General features: G+C 67.4%; 22 protein-coding genes and 1 pseudogene. 8 read left to right on the top strand and 15 right to left on the bottom strand.

The features are described from left to right. Window position 1 precedes the first annotated feature (1 nt). The 4 genes and pseudogenes from PT015_RS19105 to PT015_RS19090 form a co-directional block, all read right to left on the bottom strand. Window positions 2-1,216 carry a cytochrome P450 gene (locus PT015_RS19105; protein ID WP_285186520.1) on the bottom strand — a complete coding sequence of 405 codons (1,215 nt, stop codon included), beginning with the start codon at window positions 1,214-1,216 and terminating at the stop codon, window positions 2-4. Next, window positions 1,213-1,917, bottom strand: a complete 705-nt coding sequence (locus PT015_RS19100; protein ID WP_285186519.1) for an NIPSNAP family protein — start codon at window positions 1,915-1,917, stop codon at window positions 1,213-1,215. The genes PT015_RS19105 and PT015_RS19100 overlap by 4 nt, the downstream gene beginning before the upstream one ends. Next, window positions 1,917-2,459, bottom strand: coding sequence for a hypothetical protein (locus PT015_RS19095; RefSeq protein WP_285186517.1), 543 nt, complete (start codon window positions 2,457-2,459; stop codon window positions 1,917-1,919). Before PT015_RS19095 ends, PT015_RS19100 begins: the two co-directional genes overlap by 1 nt. Before the next feature lie 79 nt (window positions 2,460-2,538). Further along, window positions 2,539-3,706 (bottom strand): annotated as a pseudogene (locus tag PT015_RS19090) (CaiB/BaiF CoA transferase family protein). A 32-nt stretch (window positions 3,707-3,738) separates the two neighbouring features. Between PT015_RS19090 and PT015_RS19085 the strand changes: the two are divergent. Then, entirely contained in the window at window positions 3,739-4,416 is a 678-nt protein-coding gene (locus PT015_RS19085) for a DUF427 domain-containing protein (RefSeq protein WP_285186516.1), read from the top strand. Here the strand turns inward: PT015_RS19085 and PT015_RS19080 are convergent. Genes PT015_RS19080 through PT015_RS19070 form a run of 3 tightly spaced genes read right to left on the bottom strand, consistent with a single transcriptional unit; the run spans window position 4,395 to window position 7,424 of the window. Then, a complete protein-coding gene (locus PT015_RS19080) occupies window positions 4,395-5,579 on the bottom strand; it encodes an acyl-CoA dehydrogenase family protein (protein WP_285186514.1) in 1,185 nt (394 codons plus the stop codon). The two genes, PT015_RS19085 and PT015_RS19080, sit on opposite strands and share 22 nt — an antisense overlap. Before the next feature lie 5 nt (window positions 5,580-5,584). After that, window positions 5,585-6,466 (bottom strand): acyl-CoA thioesterase, encoded by an 882-nt coding sequence (locus PT015_RS19075; RefSeq protein ID WP_285186512.1) that lies wholly within the window; start codon window positions 6,464-6,466, stop codon window positions 5,585-5,587. Window positions 6,467-6,503: 37 nt separating this feature from the next. Further along, window positions 6,504-7,424, bottom strand: a complete 921-nt coding sequence (locus tag PT015_RS19070) for an LLM class F420-dependent oxidoreductase (RefSeq protein WP_285186511.1) — start codon at window positions 7,422-7,424, stop codon at window positions 6,504-6,506. 127 nt (window positions 7,425-7,551) lie between these two features. On the opposite strand from PT015_RS19070, the gene PT015_RS19065 reads away from it, so the two are divergent. Then, window positions 7,552-8,406: an SMP-30/gluconolactonase/LRE family protein gene (locus PT015_RS19065; RefSeq protein WP_285186510.1), complete on the top strand. Its 855-nt coding sequence runs from the start codon at window positions 7,552-7,554 to the stop codon at window positions 8,404-8,406. Beyond that, window positions 8,403-9,209 carry a thioesterase family protein gene (locus tag PT015_RS19060; protein ID WP_285186508.1) on the top strand — a complete coding sequence of 269 codons (807 nt, stop codon included), beginning with the start codon at window positions 8,403-8,405 and terminating at the stop codon, window positions 9,207-9,209. Before PT015_RS19065 ends, PT015_RS19060 begins: the two co-directional genes overlap by 4 nt. A 3-nt stretch (window positions 9,210-9,212) precedes the next feature. Here PT015_RS19060 and PT015_RS19055 read toward each other — a convergent pair whose 3' ends face one another. Next, window positions 9,213-9,809, bottom strand: coding sequence for an SDR family NAD(P)-dependent oxidoreductase (locus PT015_RS19055; protein ID WP_285186507.1), 597 nt, complete (start codon window positions 9,807-9,809; stop codon window positions 9,213-9,215). A 124-nt stretch (window positions 9,810-9,933) separates the two neighbouring features. On the opposite strand from PT015_RS19055, the gene PT015_RS19050 reads away from it, so the two are divergent. Further along, window positions 9,934-10,467: a TetR/AcrR family transcriptional regulator gene (locus PT015_RS19050; RefSeq protein ID WP_285186506.1), complete on the top strand. Its 534-nt coding sequence runs from the start codon at window positions 9,934-9,936 to the stop codon at window positions 10,465-10,467. Here the strand turns inward: PT015_RS19050 and PT015_RS19045 are convergent. Then, window positions 10,464-11,816: an FAD-binding oxidoreductase gene (locus PT015_RS19045; protein ID WP_390887863.1), complete on the bottom strand. Its 1,353-nt coding sequence runs from the start codon at window positions 11,814-11,816 to the stop codon at window positions 10,464-10,466. The genes PT015_RS19050 and PT015_RS19045 overlap by 4 nt on opposite strands. 46 nt (window positions 11,817-11,862) lie before the next feature. On the opposite strand from PT015_RS19045, the gene PT015_RS19040 reads away from it, so the two are divergent. Then, window positions 11,863-12,759 (top strand): alpha/beta hydrolase, encoded by an 897-nt coding sequence (locus PT015_RS19040; protein WP_390887862.1) that lies wholly within the window; start codon window positions 11,863-11,865, stop codon window positions 12,757-12,759. Here the strand turns inward: PT015_RS19040 and PT015_RS19035 are convergent. Both PT015_RS19035 and PT015_RS19030 read right to left on the bottom strand, forming a co-directional pair. Next, window positions 12,749-13,522 carry an SDR family oxidoreductase gene (locus PT015_RS19035; protein ID WP_285186503.1) on the bottom strand — a complete coding sequence of 258 codons (774 nt, stop codon included), beginning with the start codon at window positions 13,520-13,522 and terminating at the stop codon, window positions 12,749-12,751. The genes PT015_RS19040 and PT015_RS19035 overlap by 11 nt on opposite strands. Continuing rightward, entirely contained in the window at window positions 13,519-14,166 is a 648-nt protein-coding gene (locus tag PT015_RS19030; RefSeq protein ID WP_285186501.1) for a TetR/AcrR family transcriptional regulator, read from the bottom strand. Before PT015_RS19030 ends, PT015_RS19035 begins: the two co-directional genes overlap by 4 nt. Before the next feature lie 141 nt (window positions 14,167-14,307). Between PT015_RS19030 and PT015_RS19025 the strand changes: the two genes are divergently transcribed. Next, a complete protein-coding gene (locus PT015_RS19025) occupies window positions 14,308-14,439 on the top strand; it encodes a hypothetical protein (protein ID WP_285186499.1) in 132 nt (43 codons plus the stop codon). Between the two features lie 37 nt (window positions 14,440-14,476). Here PT015_RS19025 and PT015_RS19020 read toward each other — a convergent pair whose 3' ends face one another. The 4 genes from PT015_RS19020 to PT015_RS19005 form a co-directional block, all read right to left on the bottom strand. Further along, window positions 14,477-15,919, bottom strand: coding sequence for an NAD(P)(+) transhydrogenase (Re/Si-specific) subunit beta (locus PT015_RS19020; RefSeq protein ID WP_285186498.1), 1,443 nt, complete (start codon window positions 15,917-15,919; stop codon window positions 14,477-14,479). Beyond that, window positions 15,916-16,251: an NAD(P) transhydrogenase subunit alpha gene (locus tag PT015_RS19015; RefSeq protein ID WP_285186497.1), complete on the bottom strand. Its 336-nt coding sequence runs from the start codon at window positions 16,249-16,251 to the stop codon at window positions 15,916-15,918. The genes PT015_RS19020 and PT015_RS19015 overlap by 4 nt, the downstream gene beginning before the upstream one ends. After that, a complete protein-coding gene (locus PT015_RS19010) occupies window positions 16,252-17,340 on the bottom strand; it encodes a Re/Si-specific NAD(P)(+) transhydrogenase subunit alpha (RefSeq protein ID WP_285186495.1) in 1,089 nt (362 codons plus the stop codon). Window positions 17,341-17,435: 95 nt separating this feature from the next. Continuing rightward, window positions 17,436-17,897: a nuclear transport factor 2 family protein gene (locus PT015_RS19005; RefSeq protein WP_285186494.1), complete on the bottom strand. Its 462-nt coding sequence runs from the start codon at window positions 17,895-17,897 to the stop codon at window positions 17,436-17,438. A gap of 67 nt (window positions 17,898-17,964) precedes the next feature. Here PT015_RS19005 and PT015_RS19000 point away from each other — a divergent pair, with 67 nt between their 5' ends. Next, a complete protein-coding gene (locus PT015_RS19000; protein ID WP_285191177.1) occupies window positions 17,965-19,176 on the top strand; it encodes an acyl-CoA dehydrogenase family protein in 1,212 nt (403 codons plus the stop codon). Further along, window positions 19,177-19,998, top strand: coding sequence for a tyrosine-protein phosphatase (locus PT015_RS18995; protein WP_285186492.1), 822 nt, complete (start codon window positions 19,177-19,179; stop codon window positions 19,996-19,998). The last annotated feature ends 72 nt before the right edge of the window (window positions 19,999-20,070 follow it).

The raw sequence follows: 20,070 nt of genomic DNA, 5'->3' as shown, positions 1-20,070 counted from the left end.
CTCACACCTCCACGGGCAGGCTGCTCCAGCCCCATTGGAAGCTCGACGGTGGCCGATGCGCCGACTCCTCGATGATGCGGAAGTCTGGCACGCGGCGCAGCCATTCCTCGATCATCACGGCGATTTCCAGGCGAGCCACGTGGAAACCCAAGCAGAAGTGCTGCCCGCGGCCGAATGCCAGTGTCCGCTGAATGGGACGGTTCCAGATGAAGTCGTCGGGGTTCTCGTATTCACGCTCGTCACGGTTGGCCGATGCGAGCAGCGTGATGATCCGCTGACCCGGTTCGACGGTGGTGTCGTGAATCGTGAATGGCCTGCGGGCGGTGCGGGCGAACCACTGCGCGGGAGCGCAGTAGCGGATCATCTCGTCGCGCGCGACCGGGACGGTCGCAGGCAAATCCTTCCGTACCGCGGCGAGTTGTTCGGGATGGCGCAACAACTCCCACAGCCCGTGCGCCACGATCTTCGGCACGGTTTCGGTGCCACCGATGAACACGCAGAGCATCTGGGTGGCGACTTCGACGTCGTCGAGCGCGGTGTCGTCAGGCAGTCGATAGCCCATCAAGCCGTCCACCACCGGCAGTTCACCGTCGTCCGGGTTGGCCCGCCGCCGCCGCACCGACGGCAGCAGGTAGTCGAGGTAGCCGGGCCTCGAATGGGCGGTGTCGACGCCCTTGCCTTCCTGCGGAAGGCTGCCCGCATTGACGGTATCCAGCACCTCGGATGCCAAATTCACTGGTATACCGAGGAATTCGCATACCACCGATGCCGCTACCACCCCACCGTATTGTTGGGTGAGATCGAAGGTACCGCGCGGCAGCAGTTCGTCGAGCCGCTGGTTGGCCAACTCGCGGATCCTGGCTTCGAGTTGCGCTGCCGCCCGCGGCCGGAACGGCTTGCTGTGCGACTGGCGGACGCCGTCATAGATCGGCGCGTCGAACACCGCGTGAAACGGCAAGGGATGCAACGGCGGATCGGCGACAGGGCCGTCGTTGTGGCGCGCCAACACGGTCGCGGGCGGCAGCGTCCCCTCCGACGCGACGAACGTTCCGTCGTTGAGCGCCAGCACATCCCAGATGTCGTCGAACCTCGACAGCGCGAACGTGTCCCACTCCGGGAGGTAGTACACCGGATGCTCGTCGCGCAGAACCCGGTAATACGGCAGCGGGTCGGCCATCACCGCGGGGTCGAACGGGTCGTAGGAGAACTCGCTCATTGCAGCGGCGACGGTGGAAGCGCTTGCAGGATCGAGTCTTCCCAGCCGTCACGCAGGGCGGGGGCGACGCTCATCCAGGTGACGATCTCGGCCGGCGGGCTGTCCTTCCACGACGGGTAGTGGTTGGCGAAGCACTCCCAGCCGCCTTCGAGCGCCCAGTAGTGGATGACCTCGTTGAAACGGAAAGTGGTGGTGAACGAACCCAACCAGTGTTTGCCGGTGCTCTCCGACCACGGCACGTACAGCCGCTCCAATTCGCGGATGTAGTCGTCCTGCCGGCCGGGCTTGGTCTGCATGATCTCTTGAATCACCAAGCCCGCACTGAAATTCGCCTCGCGCAGTTGAGCCAGCGTCTGGTTGCTCGGCCCCGGGTACATGATCCGTCCCTCACCCGACGCGCCGATGCCGGCCAGGAAGGCCGCCCACTGTTGCGCCACGGCGTGGTGGCTACCGCCGGGGGCCTGCGCCGTACCGATGCGCGCGTAGTCGGCGAACGCGTCGATCTCCCAGATGACCGTCACCTGCGGCCAGTGTCCGTTGTAGGGCGTGGACTCCCAGAGGGCGAAGAGTCGCGCGCCAAGATCCTGCATCATCGGCTGGTAGATGTCCGTGAAAGCCTGGGTGAACCGCCCGCTCGATCCCGAGCCCAGCGCGATCGTCTCGTGCAGATACAGCAGGGTGTGGCTGTGATACTTACGCATCAGCCAACCGGGATCAGTTCGGTATCCATCGGCAGCGAGGCCTTCATGTCACTGCGCAACGTCTCGGTCGGTCCGACGGGGCCCGCGATACCGGCCGCGGTCAGCGCATGTCGTTTGAAAACCTTTGCGGCGCTGGAGAGTACGTGCTGCACCGTGGTGGTTCGGTGCCCGATGCTCAGCGGCCAAGGGTCATGCCAGAGAGTCACTTCCGTCATCCAGCGATCCAGCGCGGCCAGCACTTCCTGGCGGATGCGGGTGTCGGCGGAGAACATCTCCGCGCTGACGGCGAGACCGCGGGCAGCGCAGTCGGTGCTGGCGGCCAGGATGTGCGGGTCGAGATCCACCGCGTGCATGCCGAGTATCTCCAGCGGGCGATGGTCGCAGTCCTGCGCCAGCAGCACGTGCACGTCCCAGCCGGCCCGCACCCTGTCACAGAGCCAGCCGCCGATCGAGCCCACCACGTCCGCGGCGTTGGTGGCGACGACATCAAGACGGTACGCAACCGATCCAGGGTGAGGGCGTGGCTCCTCCAAGGTCCTCATCGCATCCCTTCACGCGTCGTCGATGACCCGGCGGACCCAGCGTGACACTTTTACATCAATCTGTAAAGCTTCGATTCGATCAAGACTGGCGGCGGGCTTCGAGCTCGGCAAGCACCTCGTCGGTGTGCTGGCCCAGCTCCGGCGCGCAGGACCGCGGCGCCCAAGGTGTGCCGTGGAAGTCCGCGGGCGTCGCCACCATCGCCACGGCCGCAGGACCGTCGGGCACGTCGACCATGCCGCCGGCGGCGTGAAACTGCTCGTCAGCGATGACGTCCTCGATGCTGTTGACCGGTGACCAGAAGAAATCGGGCTCGCCGGCGAACACCTCGGCCCACTCGTCGAGGGTCTTGGTGGCAAAGATCCGATCCAGCTCGCCGATCAGCTCGACGGCGTTGACGGCGCGCGACCGGGCGTCGGTGAAGCGCGGATCGTCCAGCCATTCGGCCTTGCCGACAGCCCGGCACAGCGGGGGCCAATGCCGGTCGACTTCGAGCCCGACGATCCAGAACCGTCGCCCGTCGGCGGTGGCGTAGTTGTTCATGCACGGGTTGAACATCTTTTCGCGTTGCCCGATCGCGATCGGCTGGCCCGACATCAGGTAGGTGTTCAGGTCGAAGCTGACGGTGTAGGCGCCCTGGCGGTACAGCGACGTGCTGACCAGTTGACCGGCACCGGTGTTGGCCCGCGACACCAGCGCGGCGCAGACCGCCGCGGCGAGCGTCATGCCGGCCGAGTGGTCACCCATCCCGCCGCGCTGGAACGGCGGCGTCTCGCCCGGCCGGGTGAGCAGGTGCGCCAGGCCGCCGCGCGCCCAGAACGCCGCCACGTCGTACGCCGCCCGGTCGGCGTCCGGCCCGGACTCGCCGTATCCGGTGATCAAGCCGTACACCAGCGTCGGGTGGTCGGCGGCCAGTGACTCGTAGTCGAGGCCGAGGCGGCGCAACCCCCGGGCGAACGTTGGTGATGAAAACGTCTGCACAAGAGATCAATTCGAGCGCCGTCTGGTGACCGTCCGCAGTGGTGAGGTCTACCACGACGCTGCGCTTGGACCGGTTGTCCATCTCGAAGGGTGGGCTGACGTCGACGTCGAGGCCGAGCATGCGGCCGAACATCCGGGCCGGATCGCCGGCCGGCGGCTCGATCTTGATGACGTCGGCGCCCCAGTCGGCGAGGATGCCGCCCGTTGCGGGTCCGGCTACCCACACGCCGAGCTCGACGACGTTGACACCCTCCATCGGTCCGGCCATGCCTCACACCATGCCACGCTAGGCTCGATTCCATGAGCATGGTCACCGGTCATGGACCGCTGAGCAGTTCTCCGGCCGGCCGGTTTTCGCCGGCCATTCCGGCGGGGGTGGTCTACGTCGAGCCGCATCCCCGCCGCATTCAAGCGTCGCAAAACGGACAGACCGTCATCGACACCGAGCACGCGCTGCTCGTGCATCGCCCGAATCACCCACTCAGCTATGCCTTTCCGGCCGGCGAGGTGTCGGACCTGCCCAGCGAACCGGTGGCCGAGGCGCCGGGCTTCGTGCACGTGCCGTGGGATGCCGTGGACGCGTGGACCGAGGAGGGCCGCACACTGGTGCACTACCCGCCCAACCCGTACCACCGCATCGACTGTCGGCCGACGACGCGGCGACTGCGCGTAGAGGTGGGTGGCAAGACGGTGGTCGACACCGACGATACGGTGATCGTGTTCGAGACGTCGTTGCAGCCGCGGCTGTACGTCGACCCCGCTCATGTGCGCACTGAGTTTCTGCTGCAATCGAATACGTCGACCTACTGCAACTATAAGGGCTGGGCCACCTACTGGTCGGCGGATGGAGCCGAGGACGTGGCGTGGAGCTATCTGGACCCGCCGGCCGAAGGCCAACCGATCAAGGGGTTCGTCAGTTTCGACGCCGACCGAGCCGACGTGTTCGCCGAGTTGCCTCAGGCCCTCGGCGGCGAGTAGTTCGGCCGGCCCAGCCCGAGCGCGTGCTGGGCGATCATATTCCGGAACACCTCGAGAGTGCCGCCGTAGATGCCGACGGGTGAGGCCAGCCGAAATGCGTATTCGGCCCCGCCGTTGTCCGCGGCCCCATCGGCGTCGACGGGCAATGCCGACGCGGCGCCCAGGATGTCCATCAGGTCGGGTGCGCAGTCGCGCATGGTCTGCGCGTTGGCCACCCGGCCGAACATCCCGGGCGTGCCGAGAGCCGCTTCGGTGCGAGCGACGCTGCGCCCCAACCGATATGCCACCGACGAGTCGTCGATCAGCCGGCTTCCGTCGGGGCGCTCGCGCCCGGCCAGCGCCGCGATGCCGTCCATCGCCTCAGCCATCAGGGTCAGATGTTCGCTCATCACCGCGATGCGCTGCAGCCCGTCCTCTTCCTTCTCGGCAGTGCCGTGCTCTTGGTCGAGAGCGCCGCGCAGCACGCCCCAGCCGCCGTTGACCGGGCCGATGCGATAGCGGTCGTCGACCCGCACGTCGCTGTAGAAGACGATGTTGGTGCGGTCGCCGTCGACGGTACGGATCGGTTGAATGTCGACGCCGGGTGAATCGAGCGGGACCAGAAACATGGTGAGGTTCTTGTGTTTTGGCCCGTTCGGATCGCTGTTGGTCAGCAGGAACACGTACTTGGCATTGTGCGCGTTGGACGTGAACATCTTGGAACCGTTGATAATCCAATTGTCGCCGTCACGGGTCGCGCGGGTCTTGCAGGTCGCGACGTCGGAGCCGCCCTCGGGTTCGGTGTAGCCGAGGCAGAGGCGCGTCTCGCCGGTCAGCACGCCGGGCAACACTTCCTCGGTGAGTTCCGGTGGCCCGAAGTCGCGCATCATCTTGGCGACGACGGCCGTCGTGCCCCAGTGGAACCACGGCGTGTGGGCCCGGCCGATCTCCAGGTCCCAGATGCGGCGGCGCAGCGATCCGAACCCGCCGTCGGATTCGTCGTTGAAGTCGTCGGCCAGGTAACCCTCGGTGCCCAGCGCCAGGTGGACACCCTCGTCGAAGTTCTCCCCGGTCTCGCGGTCGCGCCGGATCACCTCGGCGGTGACCACGTTGGCCAGGAATTTGCGCAGCCGGTCGCGGAATTCCTCGTCTTCGGCCTCGAGTTCGACGGCGGAGAAATCCATGAGAGTTACAGCCGCGCTTCGGTTTTGATGGTGGTGTCGCTGGTGCGCAGAGGGCGGATCAGAGCGTCCTGTGTGAACGAGGCGATCAGCTCACCCTCCTCGGTGTGCACGGCGCCGCGGATGTAGGACATCCCAGCGCCCGCCTGGGTGCTCTCGTGGGTGTAGAGCAGCCATCCGGTCCACGTGACCGGCTCGTGAAAGCTGACCGACACCGTCATCGGCGCGGTCGACACGGTCAGGTGCGACTGCGCGGTGCCGATGCCTTCGTGGGCGCGCATCGACGTCGAAATGCCAAGGTAGCCGGTGAAATACGCGACCAGCGCCTTGGCCAGGTCGTCGCGGCTCGGTATCGGGTCGTAATGCAGCCAGGCGTACAACTCCGGCGGACCGACCTCGTCGGGGCTGTTCACGTCGACGACGTCGACCAGGCGCAGTTCCCGGCCGGCCATCGGCATCCCGCCGTCGTTGGCATCGCGGGGCGCGGTCACCTCCGGCTTGGGGTGGTGGTGGCGGATCACGTCGGCGGAGGGCACGTCGAGCAGTGCGGTCACGGTGATCGCACGACGGCCGTTCTGCGAGACGCCGACCACCGCGGTCGCGGTCGAGCGACCCTGGGCGACGACGTCGATGTCGATCTCCACCGGGGGGCCGACCAGGACCGCGCGGGCGAAGACCGCATGCACCGAGCGCACCGACTTCTCCGGAAACTGCTTGGCGACAGCGACAATCACCTGTGCGAGCACCTGCGTGCCCTCGACCACCTGGCGCTCGTCCTCGGCCGCGATGCCGGTGTCCGCGGTGAAACGGCCGTCGCCGGCGTCGCGCGCATCGAACAAGTCCAGGAGGCCGGCGACCGACCAGTGCGTCTGCTCAGAGTCTGTTGTCACGTAGCGAGAATGACATTCTCGCCAAAACTTGTAAAGCCTACGACGCGTCGACCACCATGGTCTTGAACTTGTCGACGACCTCCAGCGCGTGAGCCAGGCTGTCGCCCGGCAGGCCCACCTGCACCCAGGTAACGCCGAGCTTAGCCAGCCGATCCAGCCCGGCCAGGTAGGCGTCGGCGTTGAAGTCGGGATCGCTCGGATTGCCGCCCTCGATGTTGCCGAAGACGATGTCTACTCCCCCGGGGTCACGGCCCGCGGCGTCGAGTCGGCGGCGCAGGTCCTCGATGCCCTCGGCCAGCGCGTCCACCGAATCCATCGACGCGGTCCGCGCCGTCTGGGCCAGTGCGGGCGGCGCGGCGAAGGGGCACCAGCCGTCGCCCTTGGCGGCGACCCGGCGCCGCGCGGCCCCGGTGTTCCCGCCGACCCAGATCGGCGGATACGGGCTGCTCACCGGCCGCGGATGCGCGGTAATGCCCTTGGCGCTGAAGTGCTTGCCCTCGTAGGAGATGTCATCGCCGGTCCAGATCGCGGTGATCACGTCGAGCGCCTCGTCGAACAGCGCGGCCCGCTCCTCGAAATCGACACCGAGAGCGGCGAACTCCCGTTTGAGGTAGCCGACACCGACGGCCAGCGTGAACCGGCCCCCGGACAGCAGATCCAGTGTCGCGCCGGACTTGGCCACCACGAACGGATTTCGATACGGCAGCACCACGATGTTGGGGATCAGCCGTAGCGTGCTGGTCCGTGCGGCGGCAAACCCCATCGCCACGAACGGGTCGAGAGCGTCGTGGCCGCCGGCCTCCAGCCATCGCTGGGTCGGTGCGGGATGGTCGGTGAAGCCGAAGCCGTGGATGCCGGCAGCCTCGACGGCCGCGGCCACCGTGGCGATGCCGTCGCCGGTCACCAGTTCCGGGTTGTACGGATGGCTGTGCATCGGGTGGGTGACGGTGAATTTCATCTGCCGCATTCCTTAGCTGAGCGCCGACGATGTCCCTGCACGCTATCGCGTGACATTTGTACGATAATCTGTAAAGCCTGCCGGGTCACTGTCCGGTCTGTTCCACCGCCGCAAAGGAGCGACGACGTTGGCCGCTACCACGACCGTTGACGGTCTCACCCCGTTGGCGGCGGGGTTCTGCTTCGGCGAGGGTCCGCGCTGGTTCGAGGACCTGCTGTGGTTCTCCGACATGCTCGGCGAGGCCGTGCACACCGTCACGGTCTGCGGGTCGATGACCACGCTCCCGTTGCCTGGGCACGCGCCGTCGGGGCTCGGCTTCCGGCCGGACGGGACGCTGCTGATCGTGTCGGCCGAGAACCGCACGCTGCTGGCCTACGATGGCGAAAACATCACCACCGCAGCAGATTTGAGCTCTTTGGCGCCAGCCGACCTCGGCGACATGGTGGTCGACGGTCGCGGCCGGGCCTACATCGGATCGCAGGCGTTCGAGGGCGGCGCGCTCCTGCGCGTCGACCCGGACAACAGTGCCCGTGTGGTGGCGACCGACCTGAACTTCCCCAACGGGATGGCCATCACGCCCGACGGCCGCACGCTGATCGTCGCGGAGTCGATCGGGCGCCGGCTGACCGCGTATTCCATCGACGAGGACGGCGACCTGTCGAACCGTCGGGTGTTCGCCGACGGCCTGGACGGCCCGCCGGACGGCATCTGCCTGGACGCCGGGGGCGGGGTGTGGACGGCGATGACGCTGGCTCACCAGTTCGAGCGCATAGTGGACAGCGCCGGCGGCAAGGCACGAGTCAGTCACCGGATCGACATCGGCGACCGGGTGGCGATCGCGTGCATGCTCGGCGGCGCCGCCGGACGGACGTTGTTCATGCTGACGAGCAGCGAGGCCTACCCGAAGAAACTGGTCGGCACGCGACTGTCCCGGGTCGACACGGTCATCGTCGACGCGCCCGCAGTCGAGGCCGGGCGATGAGCGACTCCTACTACGAACTGGTCGACGCCGACGACCCGATCGGCGAAAAGTTCACTGCCACAGACCTTGTCCGCAGCACCTGGACCGCGAAGATCCAGCACGGCGCCCCGGTGTCGGCCCTGCTGGTGCGCGCTCTGGAACGCTGCGCGCCCCGCGACGACACCCGGCTCAGCCGGGTCGCCATCGACCTGCTGGGCCCGGTCCCCGCCGACGGCGACCTGTGGGTACGGGCGAAGGTCGAACGCCCGGGCAAGCAGATCGAGTTGGTCAGCGCCGAGACGCTGGCCGTGGGCCCCGACGGCCAGCCACGGCCGACGGCGCGGGCCACCGGGTGGCGGCTGCAGCAGCAGGACACAGGAGAACTCGAGCACGCGTCCGCGCCACTGCCGGCGCCGATCAGCGAGGCGCACAGCCGCGACCTGGCCAAGAATTTCGACCGCAACTACGTGCACAGCCTCGACTGGCGCTGGCTGACCAAGCCTCTCAGCGAGGGACCGGGCGAGTCGTGGATCAAGCCACTGGTCACCCTTGTCGACGGCGAGGCGGTGACGCCGTTGCAGCGCCTCTTCGCGGTTGCGGACTGCGCCAACGGGATTGGCTCCAAGATCGACATCGCCCGGTGGACATTTCTGAACAACGATCTCGTCGTCCATGTGCACCGGATTCCCGACGGCGAATGGATCGGCATCCGGGCCGAGACCAACTACGGGCCCGATGGCATCGGCACCACGATCGGCACGTTGTTCGACGAGACCGGCGCCGTGGGCAGCATCCAGCAGTCGGTTCTGGTGCGACGCCGCTGAGTCTCAGCCCGCTCGCGTCGATCGCTGTGCTGCGGGGGTCGACGGGATGACCTGCACCAACCGCAGATGCATGTCGTCAGGCGCACAGATGGTCGCTGCGATCAGGCGGCCGGCGTCGTCGGGCGGCACCGCGCCATCCGCCCGAACAATCGATGCCCGCACCCCGGTGCCGACGAATTCGGCGTCCAGTCCGCTGACCCACGCCTCGAGCATCCGGTCGGCCTCTGTGTGCGGCACGCCAATGAGCTCTGGGCCGAGCAGCACCACGTCGCCACGGCCGTGCTCGATCATCGGCGTAACCAGTTGTGTCACAAGGTGTTGCGCGCCGACCCAGGACTTCGCGGCGACGCCGACGGTACTGATCAACGCGTCGACCTCACCGACGACGTATTCGACGGACTCCAGGAAGCCATCGATCGATAGCGGGTCCGCGAGATCGAGATGCGCGGCAAAGACTTCGGCGCCACCGGATCGCAACCGCGCGGCGAATTCCTCGCAGACCTGAAGACGGCGACTGCCCATCACGACCGTGTGTCCGCCCGCCGCCAGTCGGGCAGCGGTCGCGAATCCGACCGACGAAGATGCTTCGGTGATAGCCACCGCCCTGGCGTGGCTCACCGCGGACGCCCGTCTTCCTGGGCCTGCCCGGCTAAGCTCGGGGAGTCAGCGACCAGTGACACGAAAACAGCGTGACACTTCGACCTATCTTTGTAAAGTTGCGGGTATGGACCAGACGTCGACCATCGAGGGCGACACCTCGACGCAGCAACGGATCCTCGCAGCCACCGCTGAGGTCCTCGGCCGCAACGGCAAACGCAAGCTCAGCCTGTCCGACGTCGCCGTGCAGGCGGGGGTGTCGCGGCCGACGCTCTATCGCTGGTTCGCCTCCAAGGAAGACCTGCTCTCGGCGTTCTCCAAATACGAGCGGCTCACCTTCGAGGACGGCATGAGCCACGCGACCGCCGGCCTCAAGGGTGCCGACAAACTCGATGCGGCGCTGCGTTTCATCGTCGACTATCAGCACTCCTACACCGGGGTGCGGATGGTCGACATCGAACCCGAGCACGTCATCACCCAGTTCTCCGCGGTCATCCCCCAGATGCGCGACGGCCTGCAACGGCTGATCCCCGGGCCCAACGCCGCGGTCAAGGCGGCGACGGCGATTCGAGTCGCGTTCTCGCACTACATGATTCGCAGCGACGACGCCGAAGAGTTCCTGGCTCAGCTGCGCCATGCCGTCGGCATCAAATCCAGCTAGTCGAACAGCACCGCCGCGTTGAGATAGCCGGTGGGATCGAAGGCCGCCTTGAGGGTGCGCATCGCCGCGATGTCGGCGACATCACGAGACATTTCGAGGTAGCGGCGTTTACGGCTACCGACCCCGTGCTCGGAGCTGACGTTGCCGCCGCAGTCGGCGATCAGGTCCATCATCGCGGCATAAAGCTGCTGTTCCTGTTCGGCGCTGCACCGCAACACATTCAGATGCAGGTTGCCCTCGCCGATGTGTCCGAACAGCACACCGACCGCGGCCGGTGCGTGACGCTCGACCAGGCTTTCGGCCTCGTCGGCGAACCGGCCCACCGCGTCGAGCGGTAGCGACACGTCGAACTTCAACGGTGGCCCGAATAGCCCGACGACCTCTGCAAGTGATTCGCGCACCCGCCAAAGCCGTTGCTGCGCAGCGATATCGATGCCGACAGCGGGCTCGCCGGAACCAGCTACGCCGTCCAGCGCGTCGGCGAGGCGATCGGTCTGGTCATGGTCGGAGGCCAGCTCCACCAGCAGCAGCCAGCGCCCACCCACCGGCGGGGCAAAACCCAGGTGCTCGTCTGCCAACAAGGCAGCCCGACCGTCGACCAACTCCAACGCCGCAATGCCGTCCAGGTCGCGAAACATCCGGCCCGCGTCGACCAGCGCGTCCAACGAGTCGAAGCCGCACACTGCGGTCACCCGATCAGACGGATCAGGGTGCAGCCGTAGATCGAGGGCGGTGATGACGCCCAGTGTTCCTTCGGCGCCGACGAACAGCGCCGGCAGGTCGTAGCCGGTGTTGTCGGCCCGCACGCGCGAATGCCGGCGCACCACAGACCCGTCGGGCAGCGCGACGTCCATCCCGATGACTTGGCTGCCCATGTTGCCGTACCGCACGGTCCGCAGCCCGCCGGCGTTGGTCGAGGCCATCCCGCCGACGGTCGCGGTGTCACGCGCGGACAGGTCGACGCCGAACACCAGCCCGGCCGCGCCGGCCGCGCGCTGCACCGCGCTCAGCGTCGCCCCCGCCCCGGCTTCGACGCGAAGCTCGACAGTGTCGACTTCGCCTACCGCACAAAGTCTTTCGGTAGACAGCAGCACGTCGTCGTGTTCGGGCACGGTGCCGGCGACCAACGACGTGCGGCCGCCCTGGATGGTCACGTGCACTCCGGCGTCGCGGCAGACCCGCAACACGTCGGCCACTTCGTCGGCCGAGCCCGGGCGGACCAGCGCGCTGGCGGTGCCCCGGTATCGGTCCGTCGAGTCGGCGCTGCGACCGGCCAGCACGTCGGGATCGGTGCTGACGTAGTTGCCGCCCACCAGTGACGACAGCTGCTGCACCACGTCCACGGCCATGCCGTGGGTCTATCACACTGGCGGGAGACCATGCAGGATGGCTGTCATGCAACGAGAAGACGTCTGGTTCAACTCCGGCAGCGACCGGGTCAGCGCGTGGCTGTACCGCCCCGACGGTGGCGGGGACGCGCCGCTATTGGTGATGGCGCACGGGCTCGGTGGCGTGCGCACCATGCGCCTGCCTGCCTACGCCGAACGCTTCGCCGCCGCCGGGTACGCCTGCCTGGTGTTCGACTACCGCAATTTCGGCGACAGCGAGGGCGCCCCGCGTCAGCTCCTCGACGTCAAGATGCAGCTGCAGGACTGGACGGTGGCCGCCGCCTTCGCGCGCACGCTGCCGGGCATCGACCCGAAGCGAATTGGCTTGTGGGGCACGTCGTTCAGCGGCGGTCACGTGATCGCGACGGCGGCCCGGGTGCCGGGCATCGCAGCGGTGGTATCGCAGTGCCCGTTCACCGACAGCGTCGCCTCGCTGGGCGCGGTGAACCCTCTGGTGAGCGCGCGCCTGACGGCCTTGGCGGCCCGCGATCTCGTCGGCGCCCGCTTCGGCGCGAATCCGGTGATGGTGAAGACGGCGGGGCACCCCGGCGAAGTGGCACTGATGACGTCGCCGGATGCCTACCCCGGCTTTCTGAAGCTGGTGCCCGACGGCGGCGAATTGCGCAACGAGGTCGCCGCGCGCATCGGCATCAAGCTCCTGCCCTACCGCCCGGGCCGGCATGCGGCCAAGGTGCCGTGCCCAATCCTGTTCTGCATCTGCGAAAACGACACCGTCGCGCCGTCGGGTCCGACCCGCAAGTACGCGGCCACCGCCCCGAAGGGCGAGATAAAGCTCTACCCGGAAGGGCATTTCGAGATCTACGTCGGCGACGCGTTCGAGCGCGTGATCGCCGACCAGCTCGAGTTCCTGGCGCGGGTGCTGCCGACCGGGGTCAGCGGATGACGGTGACGCCGCCGTCGACCGGGATCACCGCGCCGGTGATGTAGGCGCTGGCCCGGCTGGCCAGAAACACGGCGATGCCCGCCATGTCGTCGGGCTGACCGATGCGACCGAGCGGGAGGAAGGAGCCGACCGCGTCCGGTCCGGCCGCCAGCAGCTCCTTCGTCATCCGCGACTGAAACAGCCCCGGAGCGATCGCGTTGACCAGGATCCGCGGCGCCAGCTCCCCGGCCAGATGCTGGGTGAGCATGTGTACGGCGGCCTTGCTGGCGCTGTAGGAGAAGTTGTCCCGGCCCTTACCAGGCGGCACGATCCCGTCGATGCTGCCGGTGTTGATCACCCGGGCGGGGTCGGCCTCGCTGGCGCCGGCGGTCAGCAACGGCACCAACGCGCGGGTCAACAGGAAGACGCCCTTGACGTTGACGTTCATCACCTTGTCGAACCCGGACTCGGGGAACTCGCCCAGCGGGGCTCCCCAGGCCGCGCCGGCGTTGTTGAACAGCGCGTGGATTTTGTCCTCCCGCTGCCCGACCGCGGCGACCAACGCGTCGACACCCTCGGCCGTCCCGAGGTCCGCCGGGATCGCGTGCACCGAACCGAGCGACGACAGTTCGGCGACGGCGGCCTCCAGCTCGGCTTCCTTGCGGCTGGACAGGTACACGCTGGCACCCGCCTGCAGCAGCCCGCGCGCGATCATCAGGCCGATTCCGCGGCCCCCGCCGGTGACGACGGCGACCTTGCCATCGAGCCGAAACAGGTCGGTCACGGCGCGACGGCCTCGGTCCGCGGCGTGCCCAACGGCGACTCCACCCGGACCGCCTCGTCGCGAATGAGGCCCCGCAGCAGCGCGGTGCTGAACTCGGCGGCGATCTCCTTGGCGCTGCGTCGCCCGCTCGGGCGCAGCCAGCGGTATGCACCGAGCGTCATCCCGATGTAGCCGAGCGCCACGACGTGGGAATCGCACTCGAAGAATTCGCCGTCGGCGATGCCCCGGTCGATCAGCCCGTGCACGTGCTCGTAGACCTGGGTCTCCTTCTCCCGGACCTCGGCGACCTGCTCCTCGGTGAACCACTCGGTGATGTAGGGCTGTTCCTGGAAATACACCGCCGCGCCCTCGGGATTGACGGCGATGTTGTTGAGCAGCCGCACGGTGTACTGGTAGAGCGCCTCACGGGCCGACATCGTCGGATCGTCGTGGACGGCGTCCAGTGTGCGCTCGGCGGCCTGCTGATAGATGTCGTACAGGATCAGCGACTTGCTGGCGTAGTAGTGATACACGGTGGCCTTGTTCAGGCCAACCACGTCGGCGACGTCGTCCATCCGGGTGCCGTGATAGCCACGCGCGGCGAACAGTTTGGTGGCTACTATCAGGAGCTCCTCGCGGCGGGTGAGCCCGTTCTCGGATGGCATGTCTACTCGCTATCGGCAGTCCGGGGGGTGGCCCGGAGTCAATCAACTGGTGGGTAGTCTAGGCAACACGACAGTTCACTGTTGCGCGTTGTCGGGTAGGACTAGACTCACACCAACCGCTTATCCACTCGAGAGGTAGTCATGCAACCGGATCCCGATCCCAGCTACGACTTTTCCGACGAGCTCGAGTTCTACTTCAAGTTCCTGCCGTGGGGCCTGCGCGGTGTCACCGACGGCCAGGGCTACCCGCCGCCGTCCTACCCGCCGGTCTAGACCCTCGGCTCTCCGCGCCGTGCGCTGAAAGCGCTGGTTATAGCGCCTTCAGCTCCTCAGCCACCTCGGTCACCGACTTCTTCGCATCGCCGAACAGCATCGAGGTGTTGTCGCCGAAGAACAGCGGGTTCTCGATGCCGGCATAACCCGAGGACATCGACCGCTTGAGCACGATCACCGAGCGAGCCTCGTCGACATTCAGGATCGGCATGCCGTAGATCGGGCTCGACGAGTCGTTGCGCGCGGCCGGGTTCGTGACGTCGTTGGCGCCGATGACGATCGCGACATCCGTGCGGTTGAACTCACCGTTGATGTCGTCCATCTCTTTCATCGCGTCGTATTCGACGTCGGCCTCGGCCAGCAGCACGTTCATGTGTCCGGGCATCCGGCCGGCCACCGGGTGGATGGCGTACTTGACCTCGACGCCCTTGGCCTCCAGCAGGTTGGCCATCTCCTTGACCGCGTGCTGTGCCTGCGCGACCGCCAGCCCGTAGCCGGGCACCACGATCACCTGGTTGGCGTAGGCCATCTGGATCGCGGCGTCGGCCGCCGAGGTGGCTTTGACGGTGCCCTGCTCGCCGCCCGGGCCGCCGGCTGCGCCGCCGTCGCCGCCGAACGAGCCGAACACGATCGCCGGGATCGAGCGGTTCATCGCGACGGCCATCAGGTTGGTCAGGATCGAACCCGAGGCGCCGACGATCATGCCGGCGACGATCATCGCGGTGTTGTTCAGCGCCAAACCTGCTGCGGCTGCCGATAATCCGGTCATCGCGTTCAGCAGCGAGATCACCACGGGCATGTCGGCGCCACCGATCGGGAACACCACAAACAGGCCCATCACACCGGCGAAGGCCAGCACCAGCAGCACCCACCAGACCGGCTGGCCCGGGTTCAGCCCCAGGTAGACCGCGACACCAACCGCGCCAATCAGCAGCAGGATGTTCGAGAACTGGAACAGCTTGGCCGACGAAACCAGCCGCTTCTCAACGTTTTTCGGGATCGACTCCTGCAGCTTCAGGAATGCCACCAGCGAGCCCCAGAAGGACACCGAGCCGATGATCGCGCCGAACAGCGACCCGACGACCACCGCGACGGTCGGCGACTGGTCCGGGCGGAACACCGAAAAGCCCTTGGTGCCAATGAATTCTGACCACGCGATCAGCGCGACGGTGCCACCGCCGACGCCGTTGAACAGCGCCACCAGCTGCGGCATGGCCGTCATCTTGGTCTTCTTGGCCGGCGGCACACCCAGCACGACACCGATCGCCAGGCCGGCGGCAATCAGAATCCAGTTGATCGGCGCGGTGTCGCGCACCTTGATCAGCGTCGCGACCACCGCGACGCCCATGCCCACTGCGGCGATCCAGTTGCCGCGCACAGCGGTCTTCGGACCGGTCAGGCCGGACAGGCCGTAGATGAACAGTGCGAACGCCGCGATGTAGAGGACGTCGACGGCGTAGTTGACGTTTTCAGTGCTCACTTGGCCACGCCCTTCGCTTCGACCGACGTGTCGGCGGATGGCTTGCGCGACTTGAACATGCCCAGCATCCGGTCGGTCACCAGGAAGCCACCGATGACGTTCAGGGTCCCGAAGATCAGGGCGACGAATGCGATCGCCCGCACGCCCCAGCTGGCGTCGGCCGGCAGCTCACCCAGGACCAGCAGCGCGCCCAGCACGACGATGCCGTGGATGGCATTGGTGCCCGACATCAACGGGGTGTGCAAGGTGTTGGGCACCTTGGAAATGACGGCGAATCCGACGAACCCGGCAAGCACCAGGATCGCAATGTTCTCCAGCAGTTGGTCGTACATCTAGGAGTCCTCTCGGGTGACGCACGAACCGGCGACGACCTCGTCCTCGAAATCCGGGGCCAGCTTGCCGTCGGTGATCAGCAGGTCGAGCAGCGCGGTGATGTTCTTGCTGAACAGCTCGCTGGCGTGCTCGGGCATGGTGGCGGGCAGGTTCAGCGGCGAGGCGATCGTGACGTCATGCTTCACGACGACCTGTCCCGGCTCGGTCAGCTCGCAGTTGCCACCGGTCTCACCGGCGAGGTCGACGACGACGCTGCCGGGCTTCATCGCCTCGACGGCGGAGGCGGTCACCAGTCGCGGCGCGGGCCGACCCGGCACCAGCGCGGTGGTGATCACGACGTCGAACTTGGCGATCGCCTCTTCGAGCGCCTTCTGCTGCTGCGCGCGCTCCTCGTCGGTGAGCTCGCGCGCGTAGCCACCTTCACCGGCGGCGTCGATGCCCAGATCCAGCCACTGAGCGCCCACCGAGCGCACCTGGTCGGCCACCTCAGGGCGGACGTCGTAGCCCGTCGTCTTGCCGCCGAGGCGCCGCGCGGTCGCCAGGGCCTGCAAACCGGCGACGCCGACTCCGAGCACCAGCACGGTGGCCGGCTTCACAGTTCCGGCGGCGGTGGTCAGCATCGGGAAGAAGCGGGTCGACTCCGAGGCGGCCAGCAGCACGGCCTTGTAGCCGGCGACGTTGCCCTGCGACGAGAGCGCGTCCATGGCCTGCGCGCGCGAGATACGCGGGATGGCTTCCAGCGCGAAGGCCTGCACCCCGGCCGCCTTGAGCGCGCCGATCGCGTTGTCGGCGTTGCGGGGCGCCAGGAAACCGATCAAGGTCTGCCCGCTCTTGAGCTTGCCCACCTCGTCGGCGGTCGGCGGTGCGACCTTGACCACGACGTCGGCCGACCAGGCATCGCCGATCGTCGCCCCGGCCTCGGTGTACAGCGTGTCGGGCAGCAGCGCCCGCTCGCCCGCTCCGGCCTCCACGACGACCGCGACGCCGCTCTTCACCAGCGGTGCGATCACCTTCGGCACCAGCGCGACGCGTCGTTCGTCGGCACCCGATTCGGCCACCACGCCGACTGTCGTCTGCGTTTCTGTCATTTCCTACTCCCCAGTAGATCGGCAACCACCCTAGCCTCCTGTTCCGCCTCCTCCTCCCGCCGCTCCACGGCGGGCATCGTCACCGGTGGTGAGGGTCACCAAAGCGGGAAGTCGTGCCCGTACTCCTCAGTTGGCCGCGGGCCGAAGATACGGCGCTGCGATTCCTCGATCGCGACGTCGTTGATGCTCGCCTCGCGACGGGTCATCAAGCGGCCCGCGTCGAAGTCCCACAACTCGTTGCCGTAGCTGCGCCACCACCGGCCGTCGGCGTCACGGCATTCGTACTGGAACCGGACGGCGATGCGGTTGCCGTCGAAGCTCCACAGGCTCTTGCGCAACGCGTAGTCGAGTTCGCGCTGCCACTTGCGGGTGAGGAACGCGACGATCGCCTCGCGGCCGACGACGTGTTCGCCGCGGTTACGCCATTGGGAGTCAACGGTGTACGCGCGGCTGACCTTCTCCGGATCGCGGGTGTTCCACGCGTCTTCGGCGGCCTGGACCTTCTCTATTGCGGTCTCCCGGGTGAACGGCGGGAGCGGCGGGCGGGCATCAGTCACAGCGTTCATCCTGCCCCCGACGGGGCCTTCCTGCGGGTGGCTTATCGTGACGGTCATGGACTTCGCAATGTCAGCCAAAGCCAGTGACTACCACAAGCGACTGAGCGAGTTCATCACCGATCACGTCTTCCCCGCCGAAGCCGAGTACGACAAGTACCGCGAGGAGGCCGGGCCGAAGGACCACACCGTCCCGCCGATCATCGAGGAACTGAAGACGAAGGCCAAGGCCGCCGGGCTGTGGAACCTCTTCCTGCCGTCGGAGTCGGGCCTGACCAACCTGGACTACGCGTCGCTGGCCGAGCTGACCGGCTGGAGCCTCGAGATCGCGCCCGAGGCGACCAACTGCGCCGCGCCGGACACCGGCAACATGGAGACCCTGCACCTGTTCGCCACCGAGGAGCAGAGCGAGAAGTGGCTCAAGCCGCTGCTTGCCGGCGAGATCCGCAGCGGCTTCTCGATGACCGAACCGGCCGTCGCCAGCAGCGACGCCCGCAACATCCAGACCTCGATCGTGCGCGACGGCGGCGACTACGTCATCAACGGCCGCAAGTGGTGGACCTCCGGTGCGGCCGACCCGCGCTGCAAGATCCTGATCGTGATGGGCCGCACCAACCCCGAGGCGGCCAGCCACCAGCAGCAGTCGATGGTGCTGGTGCCGATCGACACACCCGGCGTGACGGTGGTCCGCTCGACAAGCGTGTTCGGCTACCAGGACCAGCCCGGGCACTGCGAGATCATCTACGACAACGTCCGGGTGCCGGTGACCAACCTGCTCGGTGAAGAGGGCGGCGGCTTCGCGATCGCCCAGGCGCGACTCGGGCCGGGCCGCATCCACCACTGCATGCGCGCACTGGGTGGCGCCGAGCGTGCCCTGGCCCTGATGGTGGACCGGGCCAACACCCGCATCGCATTCGGCAAGCCGCTCGCCGAGCAGGGCATGGTGCAGAACGCAATCGCGTTGTCGCGCAACGAACTCGACCAGGCTCGGCTGCTCTGCGAGAAGGCCGCCTGGACCATCGACCAGCACGGCAACCGCGCCGCGCACCTGCTGGTCTCCCAGATCAAGGCCGTCGCTCCGATAATGGCGTGCAACGTCATCGATCGTGCGATCCAGGTGCACGGCGCCGCGGGCGTCAGCGAAGACACCGTGCTGGCGCGGATGTATTCCTGGCAGCGTGCGATGCGGATCTTCGACGGGCCCGACGAGGTGCACCTGCGGACGGTCGCGCGCGCCGAGCTCGGCCGGGAGAAGAGCGCCTTCGCCGCGGCGGTCACCTAAGTGACCACCGGCGTACGGGATCTGCAGGGCGCCTGGAACTTTCGCGACGTCGCCGACACCACCGGTGCGATACGCCCCGGTCGGCTGTTTCGGTCCGGCGAGCTCAGCGAGCTGGCCGACGAGGGCCGAGATGAGTTGCGCCGCTTGGGCATCACCGATGTCGCCGACCTGCGCTCACGCAGCGAGGTGCTACGCCACGGCCCGGGGTTGGTCCCCGACGGTGTCGACATCCACCTGCTGCCCATTCCCGACCTGCCGCCTGACGACGTCAATCCCGACGGCGAGGCCCCGCACGAACACGCGTTCAAGCGGCTGTTCGACGAGAAGCCGGACGGCGAATCGGTCAGCGACGCCGCGAGCCGCTACATGGTCGAGGAGTACAGCCGCTTCCCGACCTATCCCGGCGCGCGCGAGGCACTGCATCGGATGGTGACCCTGCTGGGCGACGGCCGCACGATGCTGGCGCACTGCTTCGCCGGCAAGGACCGGACCGGGTTCACGATCTCGCTGGTGCTGGAGGCCGCGGGTGTCGACCGCGACGCGATCGTCACCGACTTCCTGACCAGCAACCAAGCCGTGCCGTTCCTTCGGGAGCGCATCCTCGAGGCGATCCGGCAACGCACGGACGTCGAGGTGACGCCGGAGTTGCTCTCGACCACCGAGGCCCGGCTGTCCGAGGAGGTGCTCGGTGTTCGCGCGGAGTACCTGGATGCCGCACGGCGGACGATCGTCGACAACTTTGGTTCGCTCGACGGCTACTTCCGCAGCGCGGACATCTCCGAGGCCGACGTGCATCGGCTGCGCGACGCGCTCGCTGGCTGATATCGCCGGCGCTCCCGATTCGAAAAAAGTGTGCCACCCGAGACCGGTGACGGCTGGGGCTGCTGAGGCCAA

Source organism: Candidatus Mycobacterium wuenschmannii (assembly GCF_030252325.1).
Taxonomy (GTDB): Bacteria; Actinomycetota; Actinomycetes; order Mycobacteriales; family Mycobacteriaceae; genus Mycobacterium; species Mycobacterium wuenschmannii.
Note: the sequence above shows the minus strand (reverse complement) of the source record. Positions and strands in the feature narration are given on the sequence as shown.

Bases quoted from the DNA above. Each gene is read 5' to 3' on its own strand.
- PT015_RS19105 (WP_285186520.1), bottom strand. From the start codon at position 1,216: ATGAGCGAGTTCTCCTACGACCCGTTCGACCCCGCGGTGATGGCCGAC.
- PT015_RS19100 (WP_285186519.1), bottom strand. From the start codon at position 1,917: ATGCGTAAGTATCACAGCCACACCCTGCTGTATCTGCACGAGACGATC.
- PT015_RS19095 (WP_285186517.1), bottom strand. From the start codon at position 2,459: ATGAGGACCTTGGAGGAGCCACGCCCTCACCCTGGATCGGTTGCGTAC.
- PT015_RS19085 (WP_285186516.1), top strand. From the start codon at position 3,739: ATGAGCATGGTCACCGGTCATGGACCGCTGAGCAGTTCTCCGGCCGGC.
- PT015_RS19080 (WP_285186514.1), bottom strand. From the start codon at position 5,579: ATGGATTTCTCCGCCGTCGAACTCGAGGCCGAAGACGAGGAATTCCGC.
- PT015_RS19070 (WP_285186511.1), bottom strand. From the start codon at position 7,424: ATGAAATTCACCGTCACCCACCCGATGCACAGCCATCCGTACAACCCG.
- PT015_RS19060 (WP_285186508.1), top strand. From the start codon at position 8,403: ATGAGCGACTCCTACTACGAACTGGTCGACGCCGACGACCCGATCGGC.
- PT015_RS19050 (WP_285186506.1), top strand. From the start codon at position 9,934: ATGGACCAGACGTCGACCATCGAGGGCGACACCTCGACGCAGCAACGG.
- PT015_RS19045 (WP_390887863.1), bottom strand. From the start codon at position 11,816: ATGGCCGTGGACGTGGTGCAGCAGCTGTCGTCACTGGTGGGCGGCAAC.
- PT015_RS19040 (WP_390887862.1), top strand. From the start codon at position 11,863: ATGCAACGAGAAGACGTCTGGTTCAACTCCGGCAGCGACCGGGTCAGC.
- PT015_RS19030 (WP_285186501.1), bottom strand. From the start codon at position 14,166: ATGCCATCCGAGAACGGGCTCACCCGCCGCGAGGAGCTCCTGATAGTA.
- PT015_RS19025 (WP_285186499.1), top strand. From the start codon at position 14,308: ATGCAACCGGATCCCGATCCCAGCTACGACTTTTCCGACGAGCTCGAG.
- PT015_RS19015 (WP_285186497.1), bottom strand. From the start codon at position 16,251: ATGTACGACCAACTGCTGGAGAACATTGCGATCCTGGTGCTTGCCGGG.
- PT015_RS19010 (WP_285186495.1), bottom strand. From the start codon at position 17,340: ATGACAGAAACGCAGACGACAGTCGGCGTGGTGGCCGAATCGGGTGCC.
- PT015_RS19000 (WP_285191177.1), top strand. From the start codon at position 17,965: ATGTCAGCCAAAGCCAGTGACTACCACAAGCGACTGAGCGAGTTCATC.